Here is a 22,294-nt window from a genome sequence, read left to right as displayed (position 1 = left end):
CAAACACCACTCGCCGAGCCTAGAACCAGAGCCGTTAGTGCGTGAAATCAGAGACCGATCCCGACGAGAACCAGCAGGTCACAGACGTGAGCCGTCGATCATCCCGAAAACGTGAGCCAACTCGGGTCAGGCGGGGCAGTCGAATATTGCGCGGGCGTGCAGGCGGTTGGCGGGGTGTCCGTATCGTGCTGCCGACCTGGTGTTGAGGGGGTGATTTCGCTGGTCAGAGTGAATCGTCCCTGGTTTCATTGAGGGTGAGCCAGATATCCCGGAAGGATCACCCCAGACTCATCATGGCGAACTACAAGTACCCTCAGGAACTCCGTGAGCGAGCGACCCGACTCGCCGTCGAAGCCCGCCGCGACCCCGACACCCGCACCGGCGCCATCAACCGGATTGCCGAGCAGACCGGTGTCCACAAGGAAGCCCTGCGGACCTGGGTGCGCAAAGCCGAAGACGACGAGCTCCCCACCGAGCCCGTCGACGCCGAAGCGCGCATCCGCCGACTGGAGAAGGAGAACCGCGAACTACGGCAGTCGATGGAGATATTACGTTCTGCCACAGCTTTTTTCGCGAAGGCGGAGTTCGACCGCCGACTGAAGTGATCGTCGCGTTCATCGACGAACACAAACACCGCTGGGGGATCGAACCGATCTGTCGTGTTCTGTCCGAGAACACCGAGGTCAAGATCGCCCCGGGCACCTACTACGCCTTCATAGGCCGCGAACCCAGCGTCAGAGCGCGCCGCGACGCCGTCCTCAAAGAGCACATCATGCGCATCCACACCCACCCACGGATGCGGGTCTACGGAATCCGCAAGATCCACGCCCAACTGGTCCGGGAGGGCCACGAGGTGGCCCGCTGCACCATCGAGCGACTCTGCCGCGAACTCGGTGTCTGCGGCACCGTCCGCGGGAAATGGCCCCGGACGACGAAGCCGGCACCGGAAACCGACAGGCCCCAGGACCTCGTCGAACGGGACTTCACGGCCACCGCGCCGAACGAGCTGTGGGTGGCCGATCTGACGTATGTGCGCACGCAGTCCGGGTGGGTCTATGTCGCGTTCGTCCTCGATGTGTTCTCCCGCATGATCGTCGGGTGGCAGACCTCGACGCGGATGTACACCGATCTGGCACTCGACGCCTTGAAGATGGGTCTGTGGGCACGGTGCCGTGCAGGCCGCGACGTCACCGGACTGGTCCATCACAGCGATCGCGGCGTGCAATACCGAGCGCTGCGCTACGCCCAGGCCCTGGACGAGGCCGCCGCGGTCGCCTCGGTCGGATCGAAAGGCGATTCGTTCGACAATGCGATGGCCGAGGCGCTGAACTCGCTGTACAAGGCCGAGTTGATCTTCCTCGACGGTCCCTGGGCCGGCCGGGAGGATGTCGAGGCTGCCACGGCGCAGTGGGTGCATTGAGGTTTTCTCAGTAACGGCCTGCGTGCTCGAATTGCGTGAGTACGAGCGCCGCTTTGGTGATGGAACCGATCCTTTTGGGGCACAGGGTGATCCTGTCGAGTGCCTTCCATCGCGTGGTGAGCAGCGCAGCGGCACGTTCGCCGAGGCACCGCAGACTGGTCAGCAGCATGTTGCGGCAGACGGTGTCGGTGTCGAGGGTGTTGCCGTCGGCAGGGGCTTTCGTGGGCATGTGGATACCGATGCCGGTGCCCTGATAGCCCTGGTCGGCGAGGGTGAGCAGACCCTGCGCCGCGGCGGCGTACAGGGCTCCGGTGACCCGGTGTGTGCGGGCAGCGGTCAGATCGTGGGTGCTGCCCGGCAGCGCGTCGGAGACCCACAGCGGGAATCCGTCCGCGGTCGCCACGAACTGGATGTTCGCGCCGAATCGGCGGTGTTTGCCGGAATACCACAGGTGGATCGGGGTGCCTCTGCTGCCGAGGGTGGTCTCGGCGACCCGGTCGCTGGGGATGAGGGTGCCGTCGAGGATCACGTGGGTCTCGCCGGCGGCGAGGCGCTCGCGCAGCACGTCGGGCAGGTCTTGGGCGGCGAGCACGTCGATGCCTTCGTGCAGGTACCGGTAGCCGGTAGCGATCGAGATGCCGGCGTCGCGAGCCAGGGCGGTGAGCGCGGTGTCCTGCCGGAACCAGCGCAGCACGAGTACCGCCTGGGCGAACGCAGTCAGGGCCCGGCGGCCCCTGCGGGTACCGCGTGCGCGGCGGTCGGCCTGCAACAGTCGACACAGGTACTGGGCGAGCGGTCGAGGGACGTCGAGCGTGGCAGAATAGGTGATCACGTGGAGCCTCTGGTTCGTGGACTTGATCTTCGCAAATCCAGTCCTACCAGGGGCTCTGCGTCTCTTGGCGATCCGGTCCTGACACCGCCCAAGCAAGATCAACTCACTGAGAAAACCTCATTGGTTCAATACCGAACGGGTCCACGGCATGCTCGACTATCGCACCCCGGCCGAGGTCGAGGCCGCCTATTACGCACAACCGCCGGCCGCCTCTGCGGCCTGAGAATTGAACACACGCTCAGCCTCAACAAAACTCGGGACTTGACAGAGCGTTGGAAATCAACAACTACGGAGCCCTGACCCCCTCTACCTGCGCAGATACCCGGGATCACCCCGAGAACCGGCTCACCTGGTGCAACTCAGGACAGACTAGCCGGCATTGAGAGCGAAATCCTGCCATGTTCAAGTTTCCAAAGGGTGTCACACGCAACTAACGTCGACATCTTGTGGGAAATAGTTAGAATCGCGCATGATTTCTTCACCTCTGAGAGAACCTCGATAAGAGACTCCTCTGCTTTGCTATCGAGCATAGCAGTAGGCTCATCGAGTAGGAGAACGAAAGGGTTCCCCAGCAGCGCCCTGCCTAGAGCGATACGTTGCCTCTCCCCACCAGATAGTAGTGAACCATGTTCACCAACTTGCGAGTCGAGCCCCCTGGGAAGACTCCGGACAAGATCGCCCAAACTGACCCTCTCGACAATTTCACTAATATCGTCATCAGATATGGCTTCGTTTCCATATCGAAGGTTCTCTCGTAGTGAGCCGAACAGAATTGGTGCATGCTGGTCTACCAGTCCGACTAGTGAACGAGCCTCGAACAAACTAATCTTGCGCAGATCCGAACCAGCAATTCGGATCGTTCCCGTCTGAGGTTCGTAGAGGCGGCATGCGAGAGAGAATACTGTCGACTTGCCCGATCCCGATACGCCAACAAGACCTGCGTGCTCTCCGATGTTAACACTGAATGAAACCCCGTCTAGCACCCGGCTGTTGCCTCCCGGGTAAGAGAATCCTACTGACTCGAACTGCAGTCCTTCGGACACTCCGGGCTCTCGATTAGCGCTCGTTGACATCGGACGTTGGCCGATTATCGGGTCATTCTCTACAGCGGCGACGTATACCGGCTCTACCGATAGGCGTTCCACTTCAGATATCCGGCGTAGAGCGCCGGTCTCTCGTTGTATTTCCGAGACAGACTCAAACACGTCACTCACAGGACCGGCAATATAGATCGCGTACAGCATAATAGTCACTAGATGATCCGGGGGCACCTCCCCCGAAGACACTTGCGTGCCTCCAACAATTAGTACGACGACGAGGGATCCTGTTGTCGCGAGACGGATCAGCGGACTCCCAATAGATACGAGTCGAGCGCCTTCGCGATTATGTCGAAATACCCCATCGATTGATTTTGTAATTCGTTTAACCTCGAACCCTTCCGTCTGATTAGCCTTCACAGTGCGTATCTCGGAAAGAGCCCGCTCAAGGTCCGAGGTAATTATCCCAACTGACTCTTGGCTTCGAATAGCGATTTTCTGGATTCTTGGGGCAATAGCCGTAAGCACTACAGCCGCTATCGCCATGGTACTGAGTGCGACGATGGTCAATATGCGATCTACATTAAACATCAATAGCGCGCCGCCTGTTGCTCCGAGCATTCCCGTTGACAAACGGACAAGACTTTGCGATGCCAAGTTCTTGATGAGCGTCGTATCTGAGGTTGCTCGGGAGATTAGATCCCCCAGACGCATCGTCTCAATTGTACGCAAAGGCAACGCCAGTATGTGTCGAGTAAAGTCGCGCCTTAGGTCCCGCGTTACTCTTTCACCAGCAACCTCCAGCAAGTATCCGCTAATTGCCTCTATTACGGAATGAGCGATCAAGAGACCAACAAGAATAGCGATATAAGCCGCAAATGCCGAAGGTTGTGAAACGTGAGCCACGACGTCGCCAGCAACAAGTGGCTGCAAGAGGGCTAACGCAACGACGAAGATAGATGTAATTAGACCTATGGCGATCCGCGCACGTTGAGGCCAGATTATGCGTATAATCTCTCGAAGCGTCGAGAAGTCATCATACTTGGTTTGTTCGGGATCTATTGCATGGCTACGTCTGCTCATTATAATGCTCATTCCCTCGCGCTAGTTCCGTAGATACTGAAATATGCAAATCTAACGCCGGTCGATAGAAATCATTGTTTGGTAGGCGCCAGGGCTAGTGAATTCTCCGATCATACGTTCCTCGGCCTCGATCCAAGCATGTGCTGCAAATGGCGGGTGGGTCCTGACGCCAACACACCACCGAGGCCAGTATCCACGTATGCGACAAAGCAGCGCGACAGAAATGGACCGCGGCAAGCAACTATGAGGACCGGCCATCCCTATGGAAGAGTCAATCACATCCGCGTGTGCTTTCGTGGCAACGCGAAAGGTCGCGGCCATTGAACCGCGACTTACGAAGCGCATGATCGTCTCAAGCGCTCGAGGCGACAATCGAGCGAGCATTCGAGCTGAGGTAACCGAGAGAGCTACGGCAATCCCAGTGTCGAATTTCCGGACGGGCCATCGCATTACATACTCATTTCATGAGATCGTCTTTAGCTCGACGAGGCCGTTCTGCATTAGTTCATCAAGAATATTCTTGACGTCGCGCTCTATCTCCATGATGGGTGCGTCATAGACTTCCGCAATGCGTTCGGCAACTGCGGCTGATGGGAGACTCTCGGATAGCAGCTTGACAATATCAGCGCCAGTTTCATTTAACATGAAGTAGGTACCAGTATCAATATTCAATATAGCAGCGCCGTATTCCGTGTATGACACCAGCGCTGAACTGCTTAGCGAGTACATGAAACTCCCATTTCATTGTTGTGAGTAAGTCGCATAGGTTCGGACCCACATCTCGCAGGCTAATGTCGCGAAGATCGCACCGTCATCCAGCGACGGGTGTGCGGCATTCTTAAGGGTGCGGCGCAAGGCCTTGGCATCGATGAGACCCATCTGCTCCAGATATGAGTCGGCGAATAGAGACCTTATGCCCTGGGCGTTGTTTACTAGTCCCTGTACGAGATCAATAGATCCATCGTCCTTTGTTTTGCGGGTCAGAATCCGATCCGGAGTTATGCCAGACATCGCAGCGGCGAGTAGTGGTTTATATCCGGTTGTCGAGTACGTGGATATTTGGTCGACCGATAGGGCTGAATCGATTACGTCATCATCGTAGAACGGTGTAGATAGTGTTAAATCAATACTAGTAGCCATTTGACTTAATGCCCTCCCTAAACGGATCCCATTGAAAATGAACTCGAGACGCAGATTTTCTGCGCGGGTTGGGGCAAGAGGGCCCTGTGCGGCCAGATCCGTCGCGATCTTGTTCTGGAGTTGGCAGACAACTGATCTGGCCACCCATGGTGCGACGCGCGGGCGCACTCCCCAGCCCAAGAGAGGACGGGGTTGGTTGTCATCGACGTTTAGTTTTTGTGCCTCTGCAGCCCACCATGACCGGAAAGACCTCTGATCCATGAAGACTTGAGCAAGATCGCGTAGGGGCCAATTCCCATAGGAAGCGGCCTGTAGAGCGCGACGTGACCCGAGAAGCGGTTTTCGTCTGAAATTATCTTGTAACGTGACAGCGAGATGTGTAAACAACTGGTCTCCCCCGTGTCCCGTCAAATGCAGGGATGAGCCTCGGGCTCGAAGGCGACGGTAGACCCCCATAACTCGTGCTGCACCTGCCGTGGCTATCGATGGCTCATCGAGGGGAACAGCCTCTTCGAGAATTCGGTCGAAGAACAGAGCATGGTCGTGTGGGGCCATAACGTCATGTTCGATGCCAGACAATTCCTGCACAGCCAGAGAGGCCCAATGCATGTCTTCGTTTAGCGGGTCCCTGCCGGCCGTAGTATGGCCAATTAGGTGTTCAGTGCATCTAGACGCGATTGCGGTGATCGATGTTGAGTCGTAACCCCCTGACAGTTCGGAGCTAACAGAACTGTAAGCTGCGAGTCTTGCTTCAACAGCAGATGTAAGTGCTTTTCGGACCGCATCGGCTGCTCGTGGGGTGTCGAGATGTCCACCGACGCCGTATTCCCGCCATCTCCTAATCGTCGGTGCTGTGCCTGAGTGGCGAAGGGCTATTGCGTGGCCAGGTGGAACGGGCATCACACCATTCCAGAGCGGCTGTTCCGCCAAGCGAAAAGGAGGGCTCTCAATGAGGTAAGTGGACAGGACAGATGGGTTGACCGTTGCCTGTGTTGCTACGGCGAGGAGGAAGGAGCGATCGGAGACCAGTATCGAACCGGAATGCCATGCATAATATAAACGGCATGTGCCATATGCCGACCCGTAGGCGCGGAGATGACCAGAGTCGCTTACGAGTAGATGGAACGAACCACTAGTAGTGCTAACGAAGGAATCCCAACCTTCATTGGTGGTAATCGCAGAGAGAGCGCACCGCAACTTCTCGGGTGAAACGCTGTGTTCTCCGATAATTGCTGCTCGGCGATCCTTCAAACAAGCAACAGAAAGTCGGTGGCTCCGTTGATTGCGAATTAGCATTGGTCTACCTGAGGGGTACGAATGCTCGATATTACCCCAGCTGGAGAGGCACTCGGCCGCAACACGGCTTGTCTCTGCGTCGGGCAAGAGTACAAAACCAGTAACGTTACGGCCGAGCACCACTCCGCCAATCTCTAATCGTAGGGAGGAGAAGGGTCTAGGTTCGACGCCCTAGATGCGTTCCGTCCACAGTCCATGCGCCCAACCCGCGCGTGGTTCGGCGGAACTCTCCGATCACCCGCAGCATGGGCTCTTGATAGCTCTTCCGACTTTTCTTGAAAGCCATACGACTCACCCCCTTTCCATCTCTGGAAACTTGATGATAAAGGTTAGCTCTTCCTACTCGACGCCGCAAAGGATTGGACCGATTCATACTTGAAAACTGAGTTTTTCTCATCAGAGTGTTACCGATGACAGCAGGGAACATTCCGGCCAGGTATGTGCGGACCGGACGTGGGCGAGGATCTCGTGCCGGACGCGGTGTCTGCGCACGACCTGCACCGCTACCGCCCCGGAGGCGGTGCGCGCTTTCCGCACGAATGCTGCCGCCCGAACCTACCTGCTTAGACAGCACTATGGTCGCCTCACGGCTCGGCCCCTGGCGGGGCCTCCCCTCGCGGGCCTTCACCACCGCCGCGGACGGCGGCGCACTGGCCCCACAACCCGGTAGCGACGCCACCGGGGGCCTCCCGACCGGGGAACGAGGAGAAACCGATGGCTTCGCCACCGGGAAACCCCCGCCGGAACAAGTACGGCCCACTCCATCGGACGAAAACCGCTCTACCTGCGTCGTTCTATCTATATCCATAGATAGATACGCTGAGAGCATGACGGTAACCCACGAACCGCGTCCGATCCGGGTAGTCGTGCTCTGCCGAGTCAGCACCGGAACGCAGCTCGAGGGCTATGGCCTCGACGTCCAGGAGAAGGACTGCCGCAACTACGCCCGCACACACAACATGCGGATCGTGAGGATGTGCCGGGACGAGGGGGTTACCGGAAAGGCCGGTGACGACGAACGCCCCGGCCTGGCCGAAGCGTTGCAGATGCTCACCGATGGGAAGGTCGACGCCCTACTCGCTCCCAACCTCGATCGCCTCGCCCGCCACCTCACCCAGCAGGAAGCCATCCTGTCGGTGGTGTGGGCACACGGAAAGCGATTCTTCACCGCCGACCGGGGAGAACACCTCCCCGACGACGACGACGATCCGATGCGCACGTTCGTCCGGCAGGTCATGGGAGCCGCCGCCCAGCTCGAACGTGGGCTGATCGTCAAACGCCTGAAATCAGGGAGACGGCAGAAGGCCGAAAGCGGCGGATACGCAACAGGATCGCCTCCCTACGGTCAGCGTGTTGTCGATCACCAGCTCATCGAGCACCCCCAGGAAGCTGCTGTCCTGCGCCAGATGCGTGCCTGGGCCGCCGAAGGGGTCGGCGTGCGAGCTATCGCCCGCCGCCTCAACGACGCTGGCGTGCCCGCGAAACGCGGCGGACGGTGGCATCCGTCAACGGTTGCGCGGCTTGTCGATTCACGTGCTCGTGCCGACTCGCGCCGACGATCAGCGTCCGCCCGCGCCGCGGATCGCGAGCGCGAGAAGCTGGCTCGCGCCGGCCGCGTTCTTGGTCGCGTCACATGATCCGCTCACCACGAATCTAGGAAGAGTCTCGCAACGTACCAGCGGACGTGCTGTTTCCCGCTTGTACATGGATAGCGAGTTGATCCCCGCCGTCGGGGGGCCACTACATATACATACTGAAAAGGCCAGCGCCCCGGCGTCGGGGGGAGAGGCCGGGGCGCACGGCCCGCACGCTCGGGGGTGACCGCGCGTGACCGACGGCCACGGTACACCCCGGCCCCACACCGGTCTCACCACCCGCGGAGAGCCGTCGGACCGGGGCGCCGGACGCCCGGTCACTTCCGCCCACGCGAGTGCCTCGTCAGGACCGGTGTCGGTGCCGGCGAGGACAGTCGACCGTCGCCGGTCACGCCTGGGCGAGCCGTTGGCGGTGTTCCTTCTGCCGCTGCTGCTTCATGCGGGCTGCGTGTGCCTGCTGCCATTTCGGGTGTGTGCGTTGGCGGACCGTTTCGGCCTCGTCGAAAATCGGGCGGGCTGCGGCGCGCTGCTCGGCGAACTCGACCGCGGGCCGGGGCCGCGCTCGATCGTCGACAGCAGGTTTCCGGCTCGATGCTCGCCGACGAGCTGGACGAACTGCCAGGCCGGACAGCCCTGCTCGGCGAGCATCGCCACAGCCTCGGGGTCGTCGTCGATCCAGGCCACGACCGGTGACCGGTCCTCGTACTTGTCGACCCATTTCCACCAATGCCGGCGCTTGATGTCGAGGGCTGGGCGGACGGTGCCGTCGGTCCAGAAGTCGCGGCACTCGATATGTCCCGGAGGTAGGGAGTTCTGCCGGATCCAGTAGTCCGTGGTCGGCATGAACGCGCCGAGACGCGTTGTGGTGTACGCGATGGTCAAGCCCGCGCCGGCAAGGTCGCGGACGAGGCGGCCGCCGGGCCGGTTGAGCGCGGCGTCGCTGAAGTGCCTGTGGAAGGCCTTCCAGTCCCGGTCCTTGTACTTGGGGGCCTAAATCAGGTAGGTGAACGCGTCCATCTTGGCCAGTGGACCATCGATGTCGATGACAACGGTCGGTCCCGGCGGGGGTGGGTCCACCCAGGGGGTCGGTCGGTCGAGAAAACGCCCTCTGTTCGGCTGCCCCACTCTCATCCTCCAGTTGGTATTGGGGTGGTCAAGGATACGACACCCCTTCGGCGACGAAGATCGCCTCGAGAAGGTTCTGATTCGTGGCCGCGGCGATGCGTTCGTCGATGCCGGGGGCGGTGAGGTCCAAGGCCCGCAGCGATGCGCCGACTTTTGCGACGGCGAGGCAGCGGCGGACGCGGTCGGCGTGGTCCTGGGCGTAGCGTGCCAGCGCGGACCACTTGGCCGAGGTGTCGGCGAGGTCGAAGCGGTGCGGGTCGACGATGTCGATGACGTACTGGCTGTCGCCGTCGTCGTGCCAGAACAGGAAGTCGGGGTGCATGAGCTGGTGCTTGTCGCCGAACTCGTACGGGACTGCCAACGCGTGCCGGCCGGATGACGGGTTGCGGTACCAGCCGACGAGCGTGTCGGAGTCGAGTTCGGAGTCGAGGACTTCCTGCTCCCATGACGAGCGGGAGGTGTCGACGGGGAACTTGCCGGCGTCGGGCTTGCCCGCCGGGATGACGTAGAGGTGCGAGGGGTAGGTGTCGATCGGCTCGACGGTCGCACCGCGCACCTTCTCGGTTGCCGCTGGGTAGGCGTCGCGGACCGCGACCGTGGTCGGCAGCATCGGCGTTCCGCCCAGGTGCCACAGCGGTTCGATCTGGTCCCGGACATGGCGCGGTTTCGCCGACACCTTGGCGGCGTGCTGCTGACGCCAGTTGTCGATGAGGGCCGCTGCCTGTTCCTCGATGACCGTCTTGAATCCGAGGTCGGCCATCGCGGCCAGGCGGGCCGAGGCGTCGATGTCGTCCTCGCCTCGATCGCACAGGTCGTTGTAGTACCAGTTGGCCGAGCCGTCCGGGAGCAGACGCTTGGCCTTCCGGAAGTAGCCCTCGAGGTCGCGCTCGTTGGTGGGGGTGGCGGACCTGCCGACGCTCTGCATGAGCGCTTCGCCGTAGGCGACCATCGTGGTGCTGACGGTCAGGGACATGATGTCCTCGACCTTGGCGTCGAGTTCGCTGCTGCGCTGTCCGTCGGCGGCGCGCATCTGGTCGACGATCCACTGCTTGGCCTTGGCCGAGCCCTGCTCGAGGAGGTCGTGCTCGGTGAGCGCGGCGGCCAGGCGCATCAGCTGGGCGGTACGGGAACTGAACGTTGTTCTCTGCCGTGTGTAGGACGGGAGCGAGTCGAGCAGATCGAACACCTCGGGGGGCACATCGGCCGACTTCTCGCACACGACGGGGGCGACGACGACGTCGACCTCGACGGTCTCGTCCTCGGTCAGGGCGTTGACGACGCGGGCGACGTGTTCGGTGCGGAACCCGGGCAGGTACGCGGCGACCTCGTTGAGGCGGTCGTCGCCGCCGTCGACACGCTTGGCCAGCGGCGTGCGGACCAATCGTCCGATCAGCTGGGCGATCTCGGTGTAGCTGTCCTTGTTCTGGAAGGAGATCATCACCTCGGCCCGCGGGCAGTCCCAGCCGGTGGTCAGCGCGGACTTGAACAGCACCACGCGGGCCTGGTCGTCACCGGAGATGGCCTCGGGCGGTAGGTATCGGACGGTCTTGTCGCCGACCTTGTACTGGCCGTGGTCGCCGAACGCGTGGGCGACGGCGTAGTCCGACAACACGGGCCAGGCCGATTCCATCACCGCGAGGATCTCGGCGAGCCGCGCCTCCTCCTTCGCCGGAGACAGACCTTGCTCGACCTGGACCACCAGCAAAGGCTCGACCGGCCGGTCGCCGGTGGTCGCGTGGTGGATGCGCCACGCCTGGTCGGAGGACTTCAGGTCCTCGACGGCCAGGGCGAGCATCGTGTTGTCGGCCGACTGCGACTCGCCGAGACTGCGCAGCAGGATGCGGTCCTTGAGCAGACCCGATTCACGGACGTCGCCGGCCTTGACCTCGACCAGCCGCATGGTGCGGTCCGCGGCCTGCATGGCGGCCTGGAATCGGTCCGGCGTCGCCGAGATGCCCAGCACCACCGGGGCCGGCGGCTGGACGGTGCCGATGTTCGTGGTGCCCCCGCCGACGATGGTGCCGGCGATCGATTTGCGGTCGGTGTTCTTGGTGCCCGCGCCGCGGTGCGCCTCGTCCCAGATGACCAGGAAGTCTTCGCCGCGTTCCCGGACGGTGTTGGCGATCATGTCCCAGGCGCCGTGGGTGCGCTTGTCGTTGTGGGTGCCGTCGGGCCGGACGGCGTGCAGCGTCGAGTTCTTCTGCATCGCCTGGATGTGGACGAAGTAGATGTGACCGGGTTCGAGCGTGCGGTGGTCGACCTCGCCGAGGAAGCGGATGCGGTTGATGTCGATCGATCCGCCCGAGGCCTGGGTGATCTTGGAGATCGTCTGCGCGTTGAGCGAGCGGTCATCGGTGATCCACAGGACCGTCATGTCCGGGTTCGGAGTCCGCGTGGGCGTGCCCTTGTAGATCCCTTCGAGCACCGCCGTCGCGATCACGGTCTTGCCGGCGCCGGTGGGCGCGGTCAGACCGACGGCGGTGCGCTCCCCGTCGTCGAGGTAGCCGGCTCGGGCCTTGGCCAGGTGGGTGAGCACCGATTCGACCGCGGTGCTCTGGTACGGCTCCAGTGTGAACTTCACCGCCCACCACCGGTGATGTTGATGGTGTAGTTCGACAGGTAGTCCTCGTAGAGCTGGACGGTCTCGATCCCGACCGGGAGCCGCTCGACGGCCTGTTGGTACTCGGCCTCGGAGTCGGTGATGACGAACACCACCGCAGGGGGCGTTCCACTGGTCGCGGCGTCGGTCACGGCGTCAGCAAATGCGGTGAGCACGTCGACGTCGAACAGAACGCCGTACGCGCCGGTGAGTGCCCAGCCTTTCTCGGGGACTTCGTCGATGCGGGGTCCGCGGGCACCGCCTTCGAGCCACATCAGCGGGGCCACGGACTCGAACTCATGCCCGCGGCGCACCATACCGGGATCGAGGTAGGTGAGGTCGAACATCTCGACGTTCGCCGCGAGTCCCTCCGAGTAAGAGGAGCCGTCCGGGCGCTTTCCGGTGACCACGGTCGAGATCCGGGGCCGGCAGACTTGCTGGAAGACCCCGCATTGCTCCCATTCCTGGTCTCCGGGATGCCGACCTTGCCGGCGCAGCCTCTGTTGCTGCTCAATTCCAACTTCATTGTTGGTGACAATTATCGACTTGCGATTTCCGCCGTCTTCTGCGTTCATCGACATAATCGAGTGGGCCGTCGTGCCCGAGCCGCCAAAGAAGTCCAGCACCACAGCATCCGGCGAATTGTTGGCCCACCGGACAAGCTGTTTGATGAGGCGCACAGGTTTCTTTCCATTAGCAAATCCGACACCCCCTTCAGTTCCTACATGTCCCATGTCGGAGTAGAAACCGCGCCATAAATCCCCTCGGATCACAGTGCGCCCAAATCGTGGATCATAGTCGTCGGAGTTGCGGAAATTACGATCGAGAGTATAGATCTGCCAGATTTTTCCTGCGCTTGACCTGGTGAGTCGGTAGGACCGGCCGTCGGTCCGGTGGTCCACCCATCGCCCTGCAGGCACGTCGACGTCCTTGCCCGATACCGGAGCCGTATCAGTACGACCGATACGGTGCAGGTTGGCGTGGACGAAGTCCCGGGCCGCGGTGGAAGCGGCGAGAAGGACGTCCATCTTGGGTGCGCCGATAAATTGGCCCTTACGTTTTCCTGTCTGATGAATCAGCCCGAATCGCTCGATATCCGCCCGCACGCTGGGTTCGCGATCAAGTCGTCCGTAGATTGAATCAGTGGTCCCGTCGTCGTTGAGCCACAGCGGATAGTTCGCATCCCATTTGTCGATCCCGTCATAGAGCGGGGTGTGCTTGACTTCGAGATCGAATGCCTCAGACTTGCGATAGATAAGTACGTACTCTACATTTTTGACGATTGTTCCCTGTTGGGCATTGGTCGTCTTGGGGCCCGAGGTCGTGGACATCTCGACAGCGAGTTGCGCGACCTGGTTCTCTGCACCAAAAATCTGGTCCATGAGCATGCGAAGTCGGTGTTGCTCGTCGTCGCCGATCGAGATCATGATCGCGCCCGACTGCTTCAACACATCCCGTGCGACGGTAAGTCGACGCTCCATGAACGACAGCCACTTCGAAGACTTTGCGCGGTCGCTACTGTCGACGAACTTGTCGTTGTAGAGCCAGGATCGCTTGCCGCCGGTGTTGTAGGGCGGATCGATGTAGATCAGGTCGACCTTGCCCCGGTGCGTGGACCGCAGCGCCTGCAAGGCGTGGAAGTTCTCGCCGTTGATCACGACGTGCCACGGCGCGTCGGCCGGTCCGTTCTCGATGCGCTCGACTGAACGGAGGCCCGGGTAGATCGGCTCACCGAACTCGCGGACGACTATCAGCTCGCAGATGTGCCGCTCACCGCCATCGCCGGTGAGGACTGCGACCTCGCGGGTGCGGTCGGTGAACCGGTCGACGACCCAGGTCTTGGCAGACGACTCGTCGCGCAGCGCGACGCGGATGCCCTTGCGGATGGGGTGGTCGGGTAGTCGGACGGACTCGGGCAGGTGCCGGTCGAAGACGAGGCCGAATCGGCGAGATCCGCGCAAGAGGTCGACTTCGTGGGCGAGACGGGCGCGCAGTGTGTCGTCGTCAACGCGGGAGATCAACTGATCCAGCACGTTGGACTCGTCGCTCATCCTGCTCCCTGCCATTCCCGGTTGAACTGTTACATGAGAAGGCTATGCGGGTGCCTGGTCCTCATTGCCGCGGGGTCGGCGTCAATTGCAGTCCAGTCAATAATATTGCAAAATAGACAACCAACGGCCGGCCGACACGGAGGAGGACGCGCGCATGGACGACGAGCTGCACCGCACCGCCTGGGAGATGAACGCCGACGGTGCCGACTGGCACGCTGTCGCGCAGGAGATCGGCTGTGCCCCGGAAGCGGCGCGGCTGATGGCGCAACGGTACGAACGCGACACCGACGCCGCGGCCGCGAAGAACCAGTTCTCCCTGTTCGATCTCTAACCACCCCTGGCCTAACACGCCGACGAAGGGACTTCGATTGTGGGCTTTTTCGTGATCCTGTCGATCTTCAATCTGTTGTCCACCGTGAGCGCGGCCGTGTGCGCGTCGCGCTCGTACCGGCGCTACGGCAGGGCCGGCCGGGCGGTGTTCGCCGGGCTCGGCGGACTGATGATCTTCCCGCTGCTGTTCGTTCTGGCGGTTGCTGTGGCCACCCCTCGCGCAGCCCGCCTGCCGTAACGCCCGCACCGGACGACAAGAGGAAAACCGCAGGTCAGACGCGGTTTTTCGCTGATCTTGATGGTAATATCGACCTTGTAATCCCTTGCGGAACAGGGGGGGAACTACGCCCGGGATCGGGCGCAGTCGAGGAGGTCGTGTGGCAGAGCAAGCCGCCCCGCGGGGCGCATCCGGTTCCGAGGATCAAGGAGGACGCAGCGGTGACGCAGAGCGAGGATTTCAGGGCGCAGGTCGAGGGGATCGACCTGCGGATCGCGGCCGAGACCAGGCGGATTCTGGTCGAGTGGCTGGGGCTCGATCCGGCGACCGAGCAGGAGCGGATCGACCGGGAAGCGCTGCGCCTTCAGCAGATGACCGAGGACGCGGCCGAGCAGTTCGAGCAGGCGCACCCGGCGGCGCCGGACGCGACGTACTGGGACGTGCTGCAGGCCAAGGAAACAGCGTGGCGGGCGGCGCGGGAGATGGTGCTCGCCACCGAGCTGTATCCGCAGGTGACACCCGAGATGCGGGAGTCGTGGGAGCGGTTCGAGGAGTGGGCCGACCAGGAAATCGAGAAGGACTGGGAAGCCGCCCGGGCAGCGCAGGACCCGGAGCGGTGGCGGACACGGAACGTGCGACCGAACCCGACCGCGGTACGAGTCGTGGAACGGGTGTGGCTGGCGAAGCCGGGGTGGTTCCGAACGTTGGCGAAGGCCCTGATCGCGCAGCGGATCGAGGACAACCAACCGGTGCCGATGACCTCCCGCGACCCGTTGGCGGACGAACTGGCGGCGTTGATCGAGGACGAGATGCGCCGCAACCCGCCGGAGGACCCGGATCTGCCGTTCTGATCCAGGCGCAGTGGGCGCAGGTCCGCGATCAGCTCGTCGAGCTGGAAACGCAGGCCGAGAAACTCGGCGGTCGCCTGGTCAAAGCCAGGACGGCCCTGGCGAGGGCGCACGAACTCGGCCTCGAGCGCGGTATCGATCTCAACGGTCAGCGCGTCGCCACGCTCACCGAGCGCCTCGAACGTCTGCGGGGCCGCTGGCGTGAGCTGCGGGCGCAGGAGAACCGGCTGCGCAGCGAGCTGCACGCTTTCGGGATCAACCCGGAGGCCGTTCCCAAACGGACGGTGCGCGAGGTCGCGGCCGCGAAGCCGGCGTGGCGTGAGCACCCGGCCACCGCCCGTCAGCTCCGCACCCTCGAGCGTCTGGCAGCGGAGACGACCGCGCCGTTCGTGGTTGAGGCGGGCCTCACCAAAGGCCAGGCCCACGACCTGATCGCCGCGCTGCTGGCCGGCAACCTCCCGCAGGCCCAGTTCACCGGCCGTCCCGCGGGACCGATGTTCATCCCGGCCGCGACGCCGGTCGAGCCGGCACCCGAGGACCAGGCCGCTGCCGGGGTGTCCCGGAGCGGGGAACCGCAGGCCGGGCAGGCTCGGCAGCCGCGGCCGGTGATCGATCCGCTGGCCCAGGTCGAGCGTCGGTTGCTCAAGACCTTGGCCGAGCCGGACACCGAGGCCGATGCTGCCGCGAACCCACAGGTCAACACCGCCGCGCAGTTCCTTTCGTGGGCCGAGAGTCATTTCAAGGTCAAGGCGCAGGTCGCCCTGGCCGATCTGATGGCCGATCGGGACTCGCTCACCGACGGGATGTTCCTGGTGTGCCGGGCGATCCTGTCCGATCCGAAACGCTTGGGCGAACTCGGGCACCGCGCCGCCGAGGCGTACTGGCAGGCCCGCACCGGAGAGCCGGTGCAGCACCCGGTCACCGCCGAGGTCACCGACACGATCGTCGATGCCCGCGCCAGCAAAGAACGCCACATCACCGAGGACTTCCTCGACACCACCCAGGCCGTGCTCGACACCCGGGAGCCGGCCGAACCCGCCACCGCCGCCCAGCGCGGCGAGCACGTCGACGCCGTGCAGGACGGCATCGACCAGGCCGCCACCGTCGAGGTCGATGAATGGTGGGCGCGAGGCCGCGCAGCCTACGACCCGGACGACCCGCTGACCCTGCCGCAACCGGATACCGACCCGCAGGTCGCCGCCGCGATCAAGGCGGTGCGCCGCCGCAAGGCCCGCGACGAGATCCGCAGCCGGTGGTTCGACGGCGTCGCGCAGGGACGCCGCGAGGCCACCGCCGAGGAACGCCGCGCCTTGATCGCCGAGGTCGCTGTCGATCCCAGGCTCATCGCCCAGGTCGAGGGCCGGCGCCCGGAGTACCTGCCGGCCGTGGCCCGCGCCGAGGCCCAGAGGCTGATTGCCGACGCAGCCCGCGAGGCATCCCCGCTGCGGCAGGCCGCAGCGAAAGTCCTGCTCGAGAACCACCCGCTGCCGGCCGAGCTGTACGAGCGGGCCTATGCCGAGTGGGAGCGCATCCACGGCCCCGAGCTGACCTGGGATCAGGACACCGCCGCGCAGTGGACGGCGTGGATGACCATGCACGCGCGCCGGGACCCGCTCCTCGGATCGTGGGCCGGACTGCCGATGGACACGCGCACCCCGCTAATCGAGATCGGCATCGAGACCGCGTTCGAGGTCATGGCCGAGGAACGCCCCGATCTCGTCGCGGCGACCGCCGACATCCCCGCCACCCGGCTGGCTGCGGAGATGCGCGGCACCATCATCCCGAACCTGCCGGCACCCCAGGCATCGGACCTTGCCGCCCGGTTCAGCGACGGAGCCGCATACTGTGCCCTGAAGTTGAACGATCGCCTGACCAGCAAGGTCAGCTATCTCCCGGCCCGAGGCTGGGACTACACCCTCGACGGGGGCGGCACCTTCGTCACCTGCGGCCGCAATGCACGGGTGGCGGTCGGTGCGCTGCTCGAAGCAGGCAACATCCCGATCCCGGAGTGGATCGAGCGTGTCTACCGCCCCTATGCCCAGGCCCGCGCCACCGTGCTGACCAGGTCCAACGCCTACGCCCGGAACAACGAGTTCTACCACGCCGCCGCCCGGGCGGACCTGCTGTGGCAGTACAGCCAATCCGGCTCGGCCGCTGCCGACCATTCACTCATCAACGACGTGCGCAGCGGCATCATCGACCAGCTGCGCAGCGACTTCCCGGCCGAGGTCGACCTGCTCGAATCCCTCGGCATCGACCTGCACTGGACGCTCGCGCACGACGTGGACCCGCAGGTCCTGCGCGAGATCCGGGCGGCCGGCGACGACCTCTACAGCCTCGCCCCCACCGACCTGACCTTCGCCGGGGCGGGAGAGGTGGTCGTCGGTGATCCCGCTGGCCGGCACATCACCATCGGCTCCCGGCGGGCACCGAAAAGCTCCGCCTCCATCACGTACGTCGATGGCCGGCCCCGACCCGAGCTGACGTTGCGGGACGCGATCGCCGACGCTCGCGCCGGCCTCGCGGCAGCACGCCAGGGCGAGCAGCGCGACACGGAGCACATTGCCGAGGCCGACGCCGAGAGGGAGGCGGAGGCGGAACAACTACGGATCAGCGAGGAGGCCGAGCCGCCGTCCCCTCGAGTCGTAGCGCCTGCGGTCGATGACACAGGCGCGGTGATCTTCGAACAGGCCGAGTCGGCTCCCGCCGAACCGGCGGCCCAGGCCGGCCGTGATGCCGCCGCGACCTCATGGGCGGTTGACGACCGTCTGATGGTCGGCCCCATCGGGCCGGCCGCCGCACCGGCCGCCGAAGACGAATCCGCCGCGATCGCAGAACCGCAGGCTGAGGCGGCACCGCAGCCGGAGGCTGCCGCAGCCGCCGGTGCGGCCGAGCCGTCGGCCGCCGCCACCGCCGCGGCCGCAGGCGAGCAGCCGGAGGTCGTCACCGAGACCGGCGACCGTGCTGCGGAGCTCGAGGGTGAGCGGCCCGCCGAGACCGCCGCGGCTGTGCGTCCCGCCCCGCAGGATGTGCAGGCACGGGACTTCAATCTCGGCACCGAGGTGCTGGTCCCGTCCGGGGCGAAGGCCCGGGCACGGGCGAACATCGCCGCCCTGCGCCTGGTGCGCCGGCTCGAGGAGCAGCAGCGACCGGCCACCGCCGACGAACAGGCAGTGCTGGCGCGGTGGTCCGGCTGGGGAGCGGTGCCGGAGGTCTTCGACGAACGCCCGAGGGTTCTCGCGCAGTGGGGCGACGAGCACGCCGAGTTGCTCGATCTGCTTGGGGAGAAGGGCTTCGCCCAGGCCCGTCAGACCACCCTGAACGCGCACTACACCGACCCCGCGGTGGTGGCGGAACTGTGGCGGGCGGCGGCGCGTGCCGGGTTGCCCGACGGCGCTCTGGTGCTCGAACCTGGGTGCGGGGCCGGTCATTTCGTCGGCACCGCCCCGGCCTCGGTGCGGATGGTCGGTGTCGAGATCGAGCCGATCAGCGCGAAGATCGCGCACTACCTGTATCCCTCGCAGCAGATCCGCAATCATGGCTTCGAGCGCAACTTCGCGCCTGAGAACACGTTCACCGGGGCGATCGGCAACGTCCCGTTCGGCAAGTTCGCGCCCGTCGATCCGATCCACAACGCGGACGGTCTGGCGATCCACAACCACTTCATCGCCAAGTCCCTGGCGCTGACCGCGCCCGGTGGCTATGTCGCCGTGGTGACGAGCATGTTCACCTCCGATGCCCGCCGCGCCGAACAGCGCGCCGCGATCACCGCGAAGGGTGATCTGATCGGTGCGGTGCGTCTGCCCACCGGCGCGTTCGACCGGCAGGCCGGCACCGACGTGGTCACCGACGTGCTCATCTTCCGCCGCCGCGAGGACGGCGCGACCCCCACCGAGGACACTCTCGACTGGGCCGCACCCGCCGTGCAGGTCGCCGCGATCGACGCCAAGACCGGTGAGCCGGCGCGGACCTGGATCAACCCCTACTTCGCGAAGTACCCGGAGCGGGTGCTGGGCACCCTCACCGTCGGGGGCGGCATGTATGCCGGGGGCTCGCTGCGGGTCACCCCGCACCCCGGCAGCGCCCTGGCCGAGCAGCTGCGCACCCAGCTCGATCCGATCGTCGACCGGGCCGTCGCGCGTGGTCTCGGGTTCACCGCCCCGGCCCCCGACCCGGCCGCGGCCTCGGCGTTCACCGCACCGGGGCTGCGCACCGGAGCCGGTCTGGACTCGAACGAGGTGCTGCCCGGTGCGATGCGGTTCCACGAGACCGAGAATCGCTTCGAGCAGTTCACCCTCGGCCGGGGCTGGGCCGAGGTCGGCTGCCGCGGCAAGGACCTGGCGCGACAGTGGAAGGTGCTCATCGCTCTCGGTGAGACGGTGATGGAGCTGTCCGAGGCCAGCCGCTCCCGCACCGCCACCGTCGCCGACCGGGACGTGCTCCGGGGCCGGCTGAACTCGCTCTACGACCGTTACGTGCGCCGGTGGGGGCCGCTGAACCGGTTCAAGCTCACCGAACCGACGCCGCTGTCGGAGGCGAAGACCGCCGCCCGGCTAGACAAGGCGATCGACGAGTGGCGGCTCAAGACCGGCCGCGACGAGGCTATTGCCGACGGACTCGACCCGACGCAGGCCGGCCCCTACACCGGGTCGATTCCCGACCAGGTGTATGAGGAGCTGTGCGAGAAGGCGGCCGAGCAGCCGCAGCCGCGGCGGTATTCCGCGCATCTGCAGGGCGCGATCGCCCGGGATCCACGGCTGGGCATGGTGCTGGCGATCGAGAACTTCCAGTCGCGCTTCGACGGCAGCGAGGCGGTGGCGACCAAGACGGCGATCTTCACCGAGGACACCACCCCCTTCAAGGACAAGGCCACCGGCGCCGCCGACCTCGACGAGGCGTTGGCGATCTGCTTCGACGAACTCGGACACATCGCCCCGCAGCGGGTGGCCGAGCTGCTGAATGTGTCCGTCGAGGACGCGCTCGAGCAGGCCCAGGGGAAGATCTATCCGTCCCTGCACGCCGACGACCAGTGGGAGGTGGCCACCGTCGCGTTGTCCGGGCAGGTCCGCGACAAGCTCGCACTCGCGAAGGTCAAAGCTGCCGACGATCCCCGCTACGCGCCGCTGGTGCAGGCCCTGGAATCGGTGGTGCCGGCGGATGTGGACCCCGCCGAGATCGGGGTGCGCATCGGCGCGACCTGGATTCCGGTCGAGGACTACCGCCAGTTCCTGGTCCAGGAGTTCGGGCTGCGCGACGACCGGCTGACCGTCGAGCACGACACGGTCACCGGCACCTGGAAACTCGGGACCGACCAGAAGAGCCGCCACGAATGGTCCGGCGGCTACCCGGACAAGTACGGCACCGACCGGCTTCCGGGCGTGAAGATGGTCGAGCTGCTCGCCAACAACAAACCCGTCCAAATCCTCAAGACCGCCGACGAGCTCGAACGCTCCCCGAAGCCGCGGTTCAACGTCAAGCTCACCGAACAGGCCCACGCCTCGGCCGCGGCGCTGCAAGAACGGTTCGAAAAGTGGCTGTGGGAGGACGGCGACCGCTATCTGCGCCTGGCCCGCGCATTCAACGAGCGCTACAACTCCTACGTCAAACCGGTCCACGACGGCCGCAGCAAGTCGTTTCCGGGGCTGAACCCGAAGTACACGCCGTACGACTATCAGGCCGCGGCGGTGCAGCGGTTCCTGCACGACGAGACGATCCTGCTCGACCATGTCGTCGGGGCCGGCAAGACCCTGACGATCACCGCCTCGTGCATGGAAGCCACACGGCTCGGACAAATCCGCCAGCCGTGGATCGTGGTGCCCAATCACCTGCTCGCGCAGTGGTCGGTCGAGGCCCGCGACGCCTACCCGAACGCCAACATCCTCGTCGCCTCCGAACTCGACGGCCGCGACGACCGGCAACGCTTCGTCGGGCAAACCGCCGTCGGAGACTGGGACCTGGTGATCGTGCCGCAGTCGGTGTTCAGTCGCATCGCCCTGCGCCGCGAAGCGCAGATCGAGTACCTCGACAGCGAACTCGCCGAACTGCGCGACGCCCTCGCCGCCGCCAACAACCAGGGCGCGGAGTTCACGGTCAAGCAGATCGAGCAGGCGATCAAAAACACCGAGGCCCGGATCGAGAAGATCATCGCGGCCAAGGCCACCGACGACGGGCTGACCTTCGAGCAATCGGGTTGCGACTTCCTGTTCATCGACGAGGCCCACGACTACAAGAACCTCACCCGCCCGTCCAACAGCGCCGACCTGTCGGTCACCAACGGCTCCCAGCGGGCCACCGACCTGGAGATGAAGGCCAAGTACCTGCGGGAGAAGGCCCGCGCCCGGGGCGCCGAGCAGGGGATGGCGCACGCGCCGGCCAAGGGGATCGCGTTTGCCACCGGCACCCCGATCAGCAATTCGCTGTCGGAGATCTGGGTGATGACCAAGTACCTGCGCCCGGACCTGCTGCATGCCGCCGGCCTGGGACGGATCGACAACTGGGCGGGGACCTTCGCCAAGCCGGTGTCGGTGCCGGAGATGAACACCACCGCCACCCGCATCCAGATGCGCACGCGCATGGCCGAATACGCCAACGTGCCGCAGCTGGTGGCGATGCTCGATCAGTTCCGGGCGCAGGTACTTGGTCATCACCCAGATCTCCGACAGCGAATTGCTGATCGGGGTGCCGGTGGCAAACGCGATCCCCTTGGCCGGCGCGTGCGCCA

General features: G+C 64.4%; 15 protein-coding genes and 1 other annotated feature. Of the genes, 7 read left to right on the top strand and 8 right to left on the bottom strand.

Annotated elements, in window-relative coordinates:
• Positions 1 to 293 precede the first annotated feature (293 nt).
• Positions 294 to 605, top strand: coding sequence for a transposase (locus tag AIIKEEIJ_RS31585; RefSeq protein ID WP_006935361.1), 312 nt, complete (start codon positions 294 to 296; stop codon positions 603 to 605).
• Positions 563 to 697: a sequence feature (AL1L pseudoknot), on the top strand. (Overlaps the previous gene by 43 nt.)
• Positions 602 to 1,420 carry an IS3 family transposase gene (locus AIIKEEIJ_RS31580; protein WP_161996120.1) on the top strand — a complete coding sequence of 273 codons (819 nt, stop codon included), beginning with the start codon at positions 602 to 604 and terminating at the stop codon, positions 1,418 to 1,420. It overlaps the preceding feature by 96 nt. Before AIIKEEIJ_RS31585 ends, AIIKEEIJ_RS31580 begins: the two co-directional genes overlap by 4 nt.
• Positions 1,421 to 1,427: 7 nt before the next feature.
• Here AIIKEEIJ_RS31580 and AIIKEEIJ_RS31575 read toward each other — a convergent pair whose 3' ends face one another.
• The 5 genes from AIIKEEIJ_RS31575 to AIIKEEIJ_RS31555 form a co-directional block, all read right to left on the bottom strand.
• The gene (locus AIIKEEIJ_RS31575; RefSeq protein WP_161996121.1) at positions 1,428 to 2,252 is read right to left on the bottom strand and encodes a transposase family protein; all 825 of its coding nucleotides are present in this window, start codon (positions 2,250 to 2,252) and stop codon (positions 1,428 to 1,430) included.
• 359 nt (positions 2,253 to 2,611) lie between these two features.
• The gene (locus tag AIIKEEIJ_RS31570; RefSeq protein WP_161996122.1) at positions 2,612 to 4,384 is read right to left on the bottom strand and encodes an ABC transporter transmembrane domain-containing protein; all 1,773 of its coding nucleotides are present in this window, start codon (positions 4,382 to 4,384) and stop codon (positions 2,612 to 2,614) included.
• Positions 4,385 to 4,423: 39 nt separating this feature from the next.
• Positions 4,424 to 4,822, bottom strand: a complete 399-nt coding sequence (locus AIIKEEIJ_RS34400) for a lasso peptide biosynthesis B2 protein (RefSeq protein WP_161996123.1) — start codon at positions 4,820 to 4,822, stop codon at positions 4,424 to 4,426.
• 12 nt (positions 4,823 to 4,834) lie between these two features.
• The gene (locus AIIKEEIJ_RS31560) at positions 4,835 to 5,101 is read right to left on the bottom strand and encodes a PqqD family peptide modification chaperone (RefSeq protein WP_161996124.1); all 267 of its coding nucleotides are present in this window, start codon (positions 5,099 to 5,101) and stop codon (positions 4,835 to 4,837) included.
• Positions 5,102 to 5,113: 12 nt separating this feature from the next.
• Positions 5,114 to 6,412, bottom strand: a complete 1,299-nt coding sequence (locus tag AIIKEEIJ_RS31555) for an asparagine synthase-related protein (protein WP_238406438.1) — start codon at positions 6,410 to 6,412, stop codon at positions 5,114 to 5,116.
• Positions 6,413 to 7,635: 1,223 nt separating this feature from the next.
• Here AIIKEEIJ_RS31555 and AIIKEEIJ_RS31550 point away from each other — a divergent pair.
• Positions 7,636 to 8,445: a recombinase family protein gene (locus tag AIIKEEIJ_RS31550; protein ID WP_072816378.1), complete on the top strand. Its 810-nt coding sequence runs from the start codon at positions 7,636 to 7,638 to the stop codon at positions 8,443 to 8,445.
• Positions 8,446 to 8,838: 393 nt separating this feature from the next.
• Here the strand turns inward: AIIKEEIJ_RS31550 and AIIKEEIJ_RS31545 are convergent, their stop codons facing one another.
• The 3 genes from AIIKEEIJ_RS31545 to AIIKEEIJ_RS31535 form a co-directional block, all read right to left on the bottom strand.
• Positions 8,839 to 9,285 carry a hypothetical protein gene (locus AIIKEEIJ_RS31545; protein WP_238406437.1) on the bottom strand — a complete coding sequence of 149 codons (447 nt, stop codon included), beginning with the start codon at positions 9,283 to 9,285 and terminating at the stop codon, positions 8,839 to 8,841.
• A gap of 271 nt (positions 9,286 to 9,556) precedes the next feature.
• Complete coding sequence (locus AIIKEEIJ_RS31540; RefSeq protein WP_161996126.1) at positions 9,557 to 12,109, bottom strand: DEAD/DEAH box helicase family protein; 2,553 nt, start codon at positions 12,107 to 12,109, stop codon at positions 9,557 to 9,559.
• Positions 12,106 to 14,178, bottom strand: coding sequence for a DNA methyltransferase (locus AIIKEEIJ_RS31535; RefSeq protein ID WP_161996127.1), 2,073 nt, complete (start codon positions 14,176 to 14,178; stop codon positions 12,106 to 12,108). Before AIIKEEIJ_RS31535 ends, AIIKEEIJ_RS31540 begins: the two co-directional genes overlap by 4 nt.
• Before the next feature lie 154 nt (positions 14,179 to 14,332).
• On the opposite strand from AIIKEEIJ_RS31535, the gene AIIKEEIJ_RS32785 reads away from it, so the two are divergent.
• The 4 genes from AIIKEEIJ_RS32785 to AIIKEEIJ_RS31520 all read left to right on the top strand — a co-directional run.
• Complete coding sequence (locus AIIKEEIJ_RS32785; protein WP_169918105.1) at positions 14,333 to 14,509, top strand: hypothetical protein; 177 nt, start codon at positions 14,333 to 14,335, stop codon at positions 14,507 to 14,509.
• A gap of 39 nt (positions 14,510 to 14,548) precedes the next feature.
• A complete protein-coding gene (locus tag AIIKEEIJ_RS31530) occupies positions 14,549 to 14,746 on the top strand; it encodes a hypothetical protein (protein WP_238072206.1) in 198 nt (65 codons plus the stop codon).
• A gap of 200 nt (positions 14,747 to 14,946) precedes the next feature.
• Entirely contained in the window at positions 14,947 to 15,576 is a 630-nt protein-coding gene (locus tag AIIKEEIJ_RS31525; protein WP_161996128.1) for a hypothetical protein, read from the top strand.
• 281 nt (positions 15,577 to 15,857) lie between these two features.
• Positions 15,858 to 22,294: DEAD/DEAH box helicase family protein (locus AIIKEEIJ_RS31520; protein WP_443217128.1), on the top strand; the 6,437-nt coding region annotated here is incomplete at its 3' end.

Source organism: Rhodococcus sp. YH1, assembly GCF_009939605.1.
Lineage (GTDB): Bacteria > Actinomycetota > Actinomycetes > Mycobacteriales > Mycobacteriaceae > Rhodococcus > Rhodococcus aetherivorans.
This window is presented reverse-complemented; position numbering and strand designations above follow the sequence as displayed.

Coding starts and splice junctions, on each gene's coding strand:
- AIIKEEIJ_RS31585 (WP_006935361.1), top strand. CDS start 294: ATGGCGAACTACAAGTACCCTCAGGAACTCCGTGAGCGAGCGACCCGA.
- AIIKEEIJ_RS31560 (WP_161996124.1), bottom strand. CDS start 5,101: ATGTACTCGCTAAGCAGTTCAGCGCTGGTGTCATACACGGAATACGGC.
- AIIKEEIJ_RS31570 (WP_161996122.1), bottom strand. CDS start 4,384: ATGAGCATTATAATGAGCAGACGTAGCCATGCAATAGATCCCGAACAA.
- AIIKEEIJ_RS31555 (WP_238406438.1), bottom strand. CDS start 6,412: ATGCCCGTTCCACCTGGCCACGCAATAGCCCTTCGCCACTCAGGCACA.
- AIIKEEIJ_RS31550 (WP_072816378.1), top strand. CDS start 7,636: ATGACGGTAACCCACGAACCGCGTCCGATCCGGGTAGTCGTGCTCTGC.
- AIIKEEIJ_RS31535 (WP_161996127.1), bottom strand. CDS start 14,178: ATGAGCGACGAGTCCAACGTGCTGGATCAGTTGATCTCCCGCGTTGAC.
- AIIKEEIJ_RS32785 (WP_169918105.1), top strand. CDS start 14,333: ATGGACGACGAGCTGCACCGCACCGCCTGGGAGATGAACGCCGACGGT.
- AIIKEEIJ_RS34400 (WP_161996123.1), bottom strand. CDS start 4,822: ATGCGATGGCCCGTCCGGAAATTCGACACTGGGATTGCCGTAGCTCTC.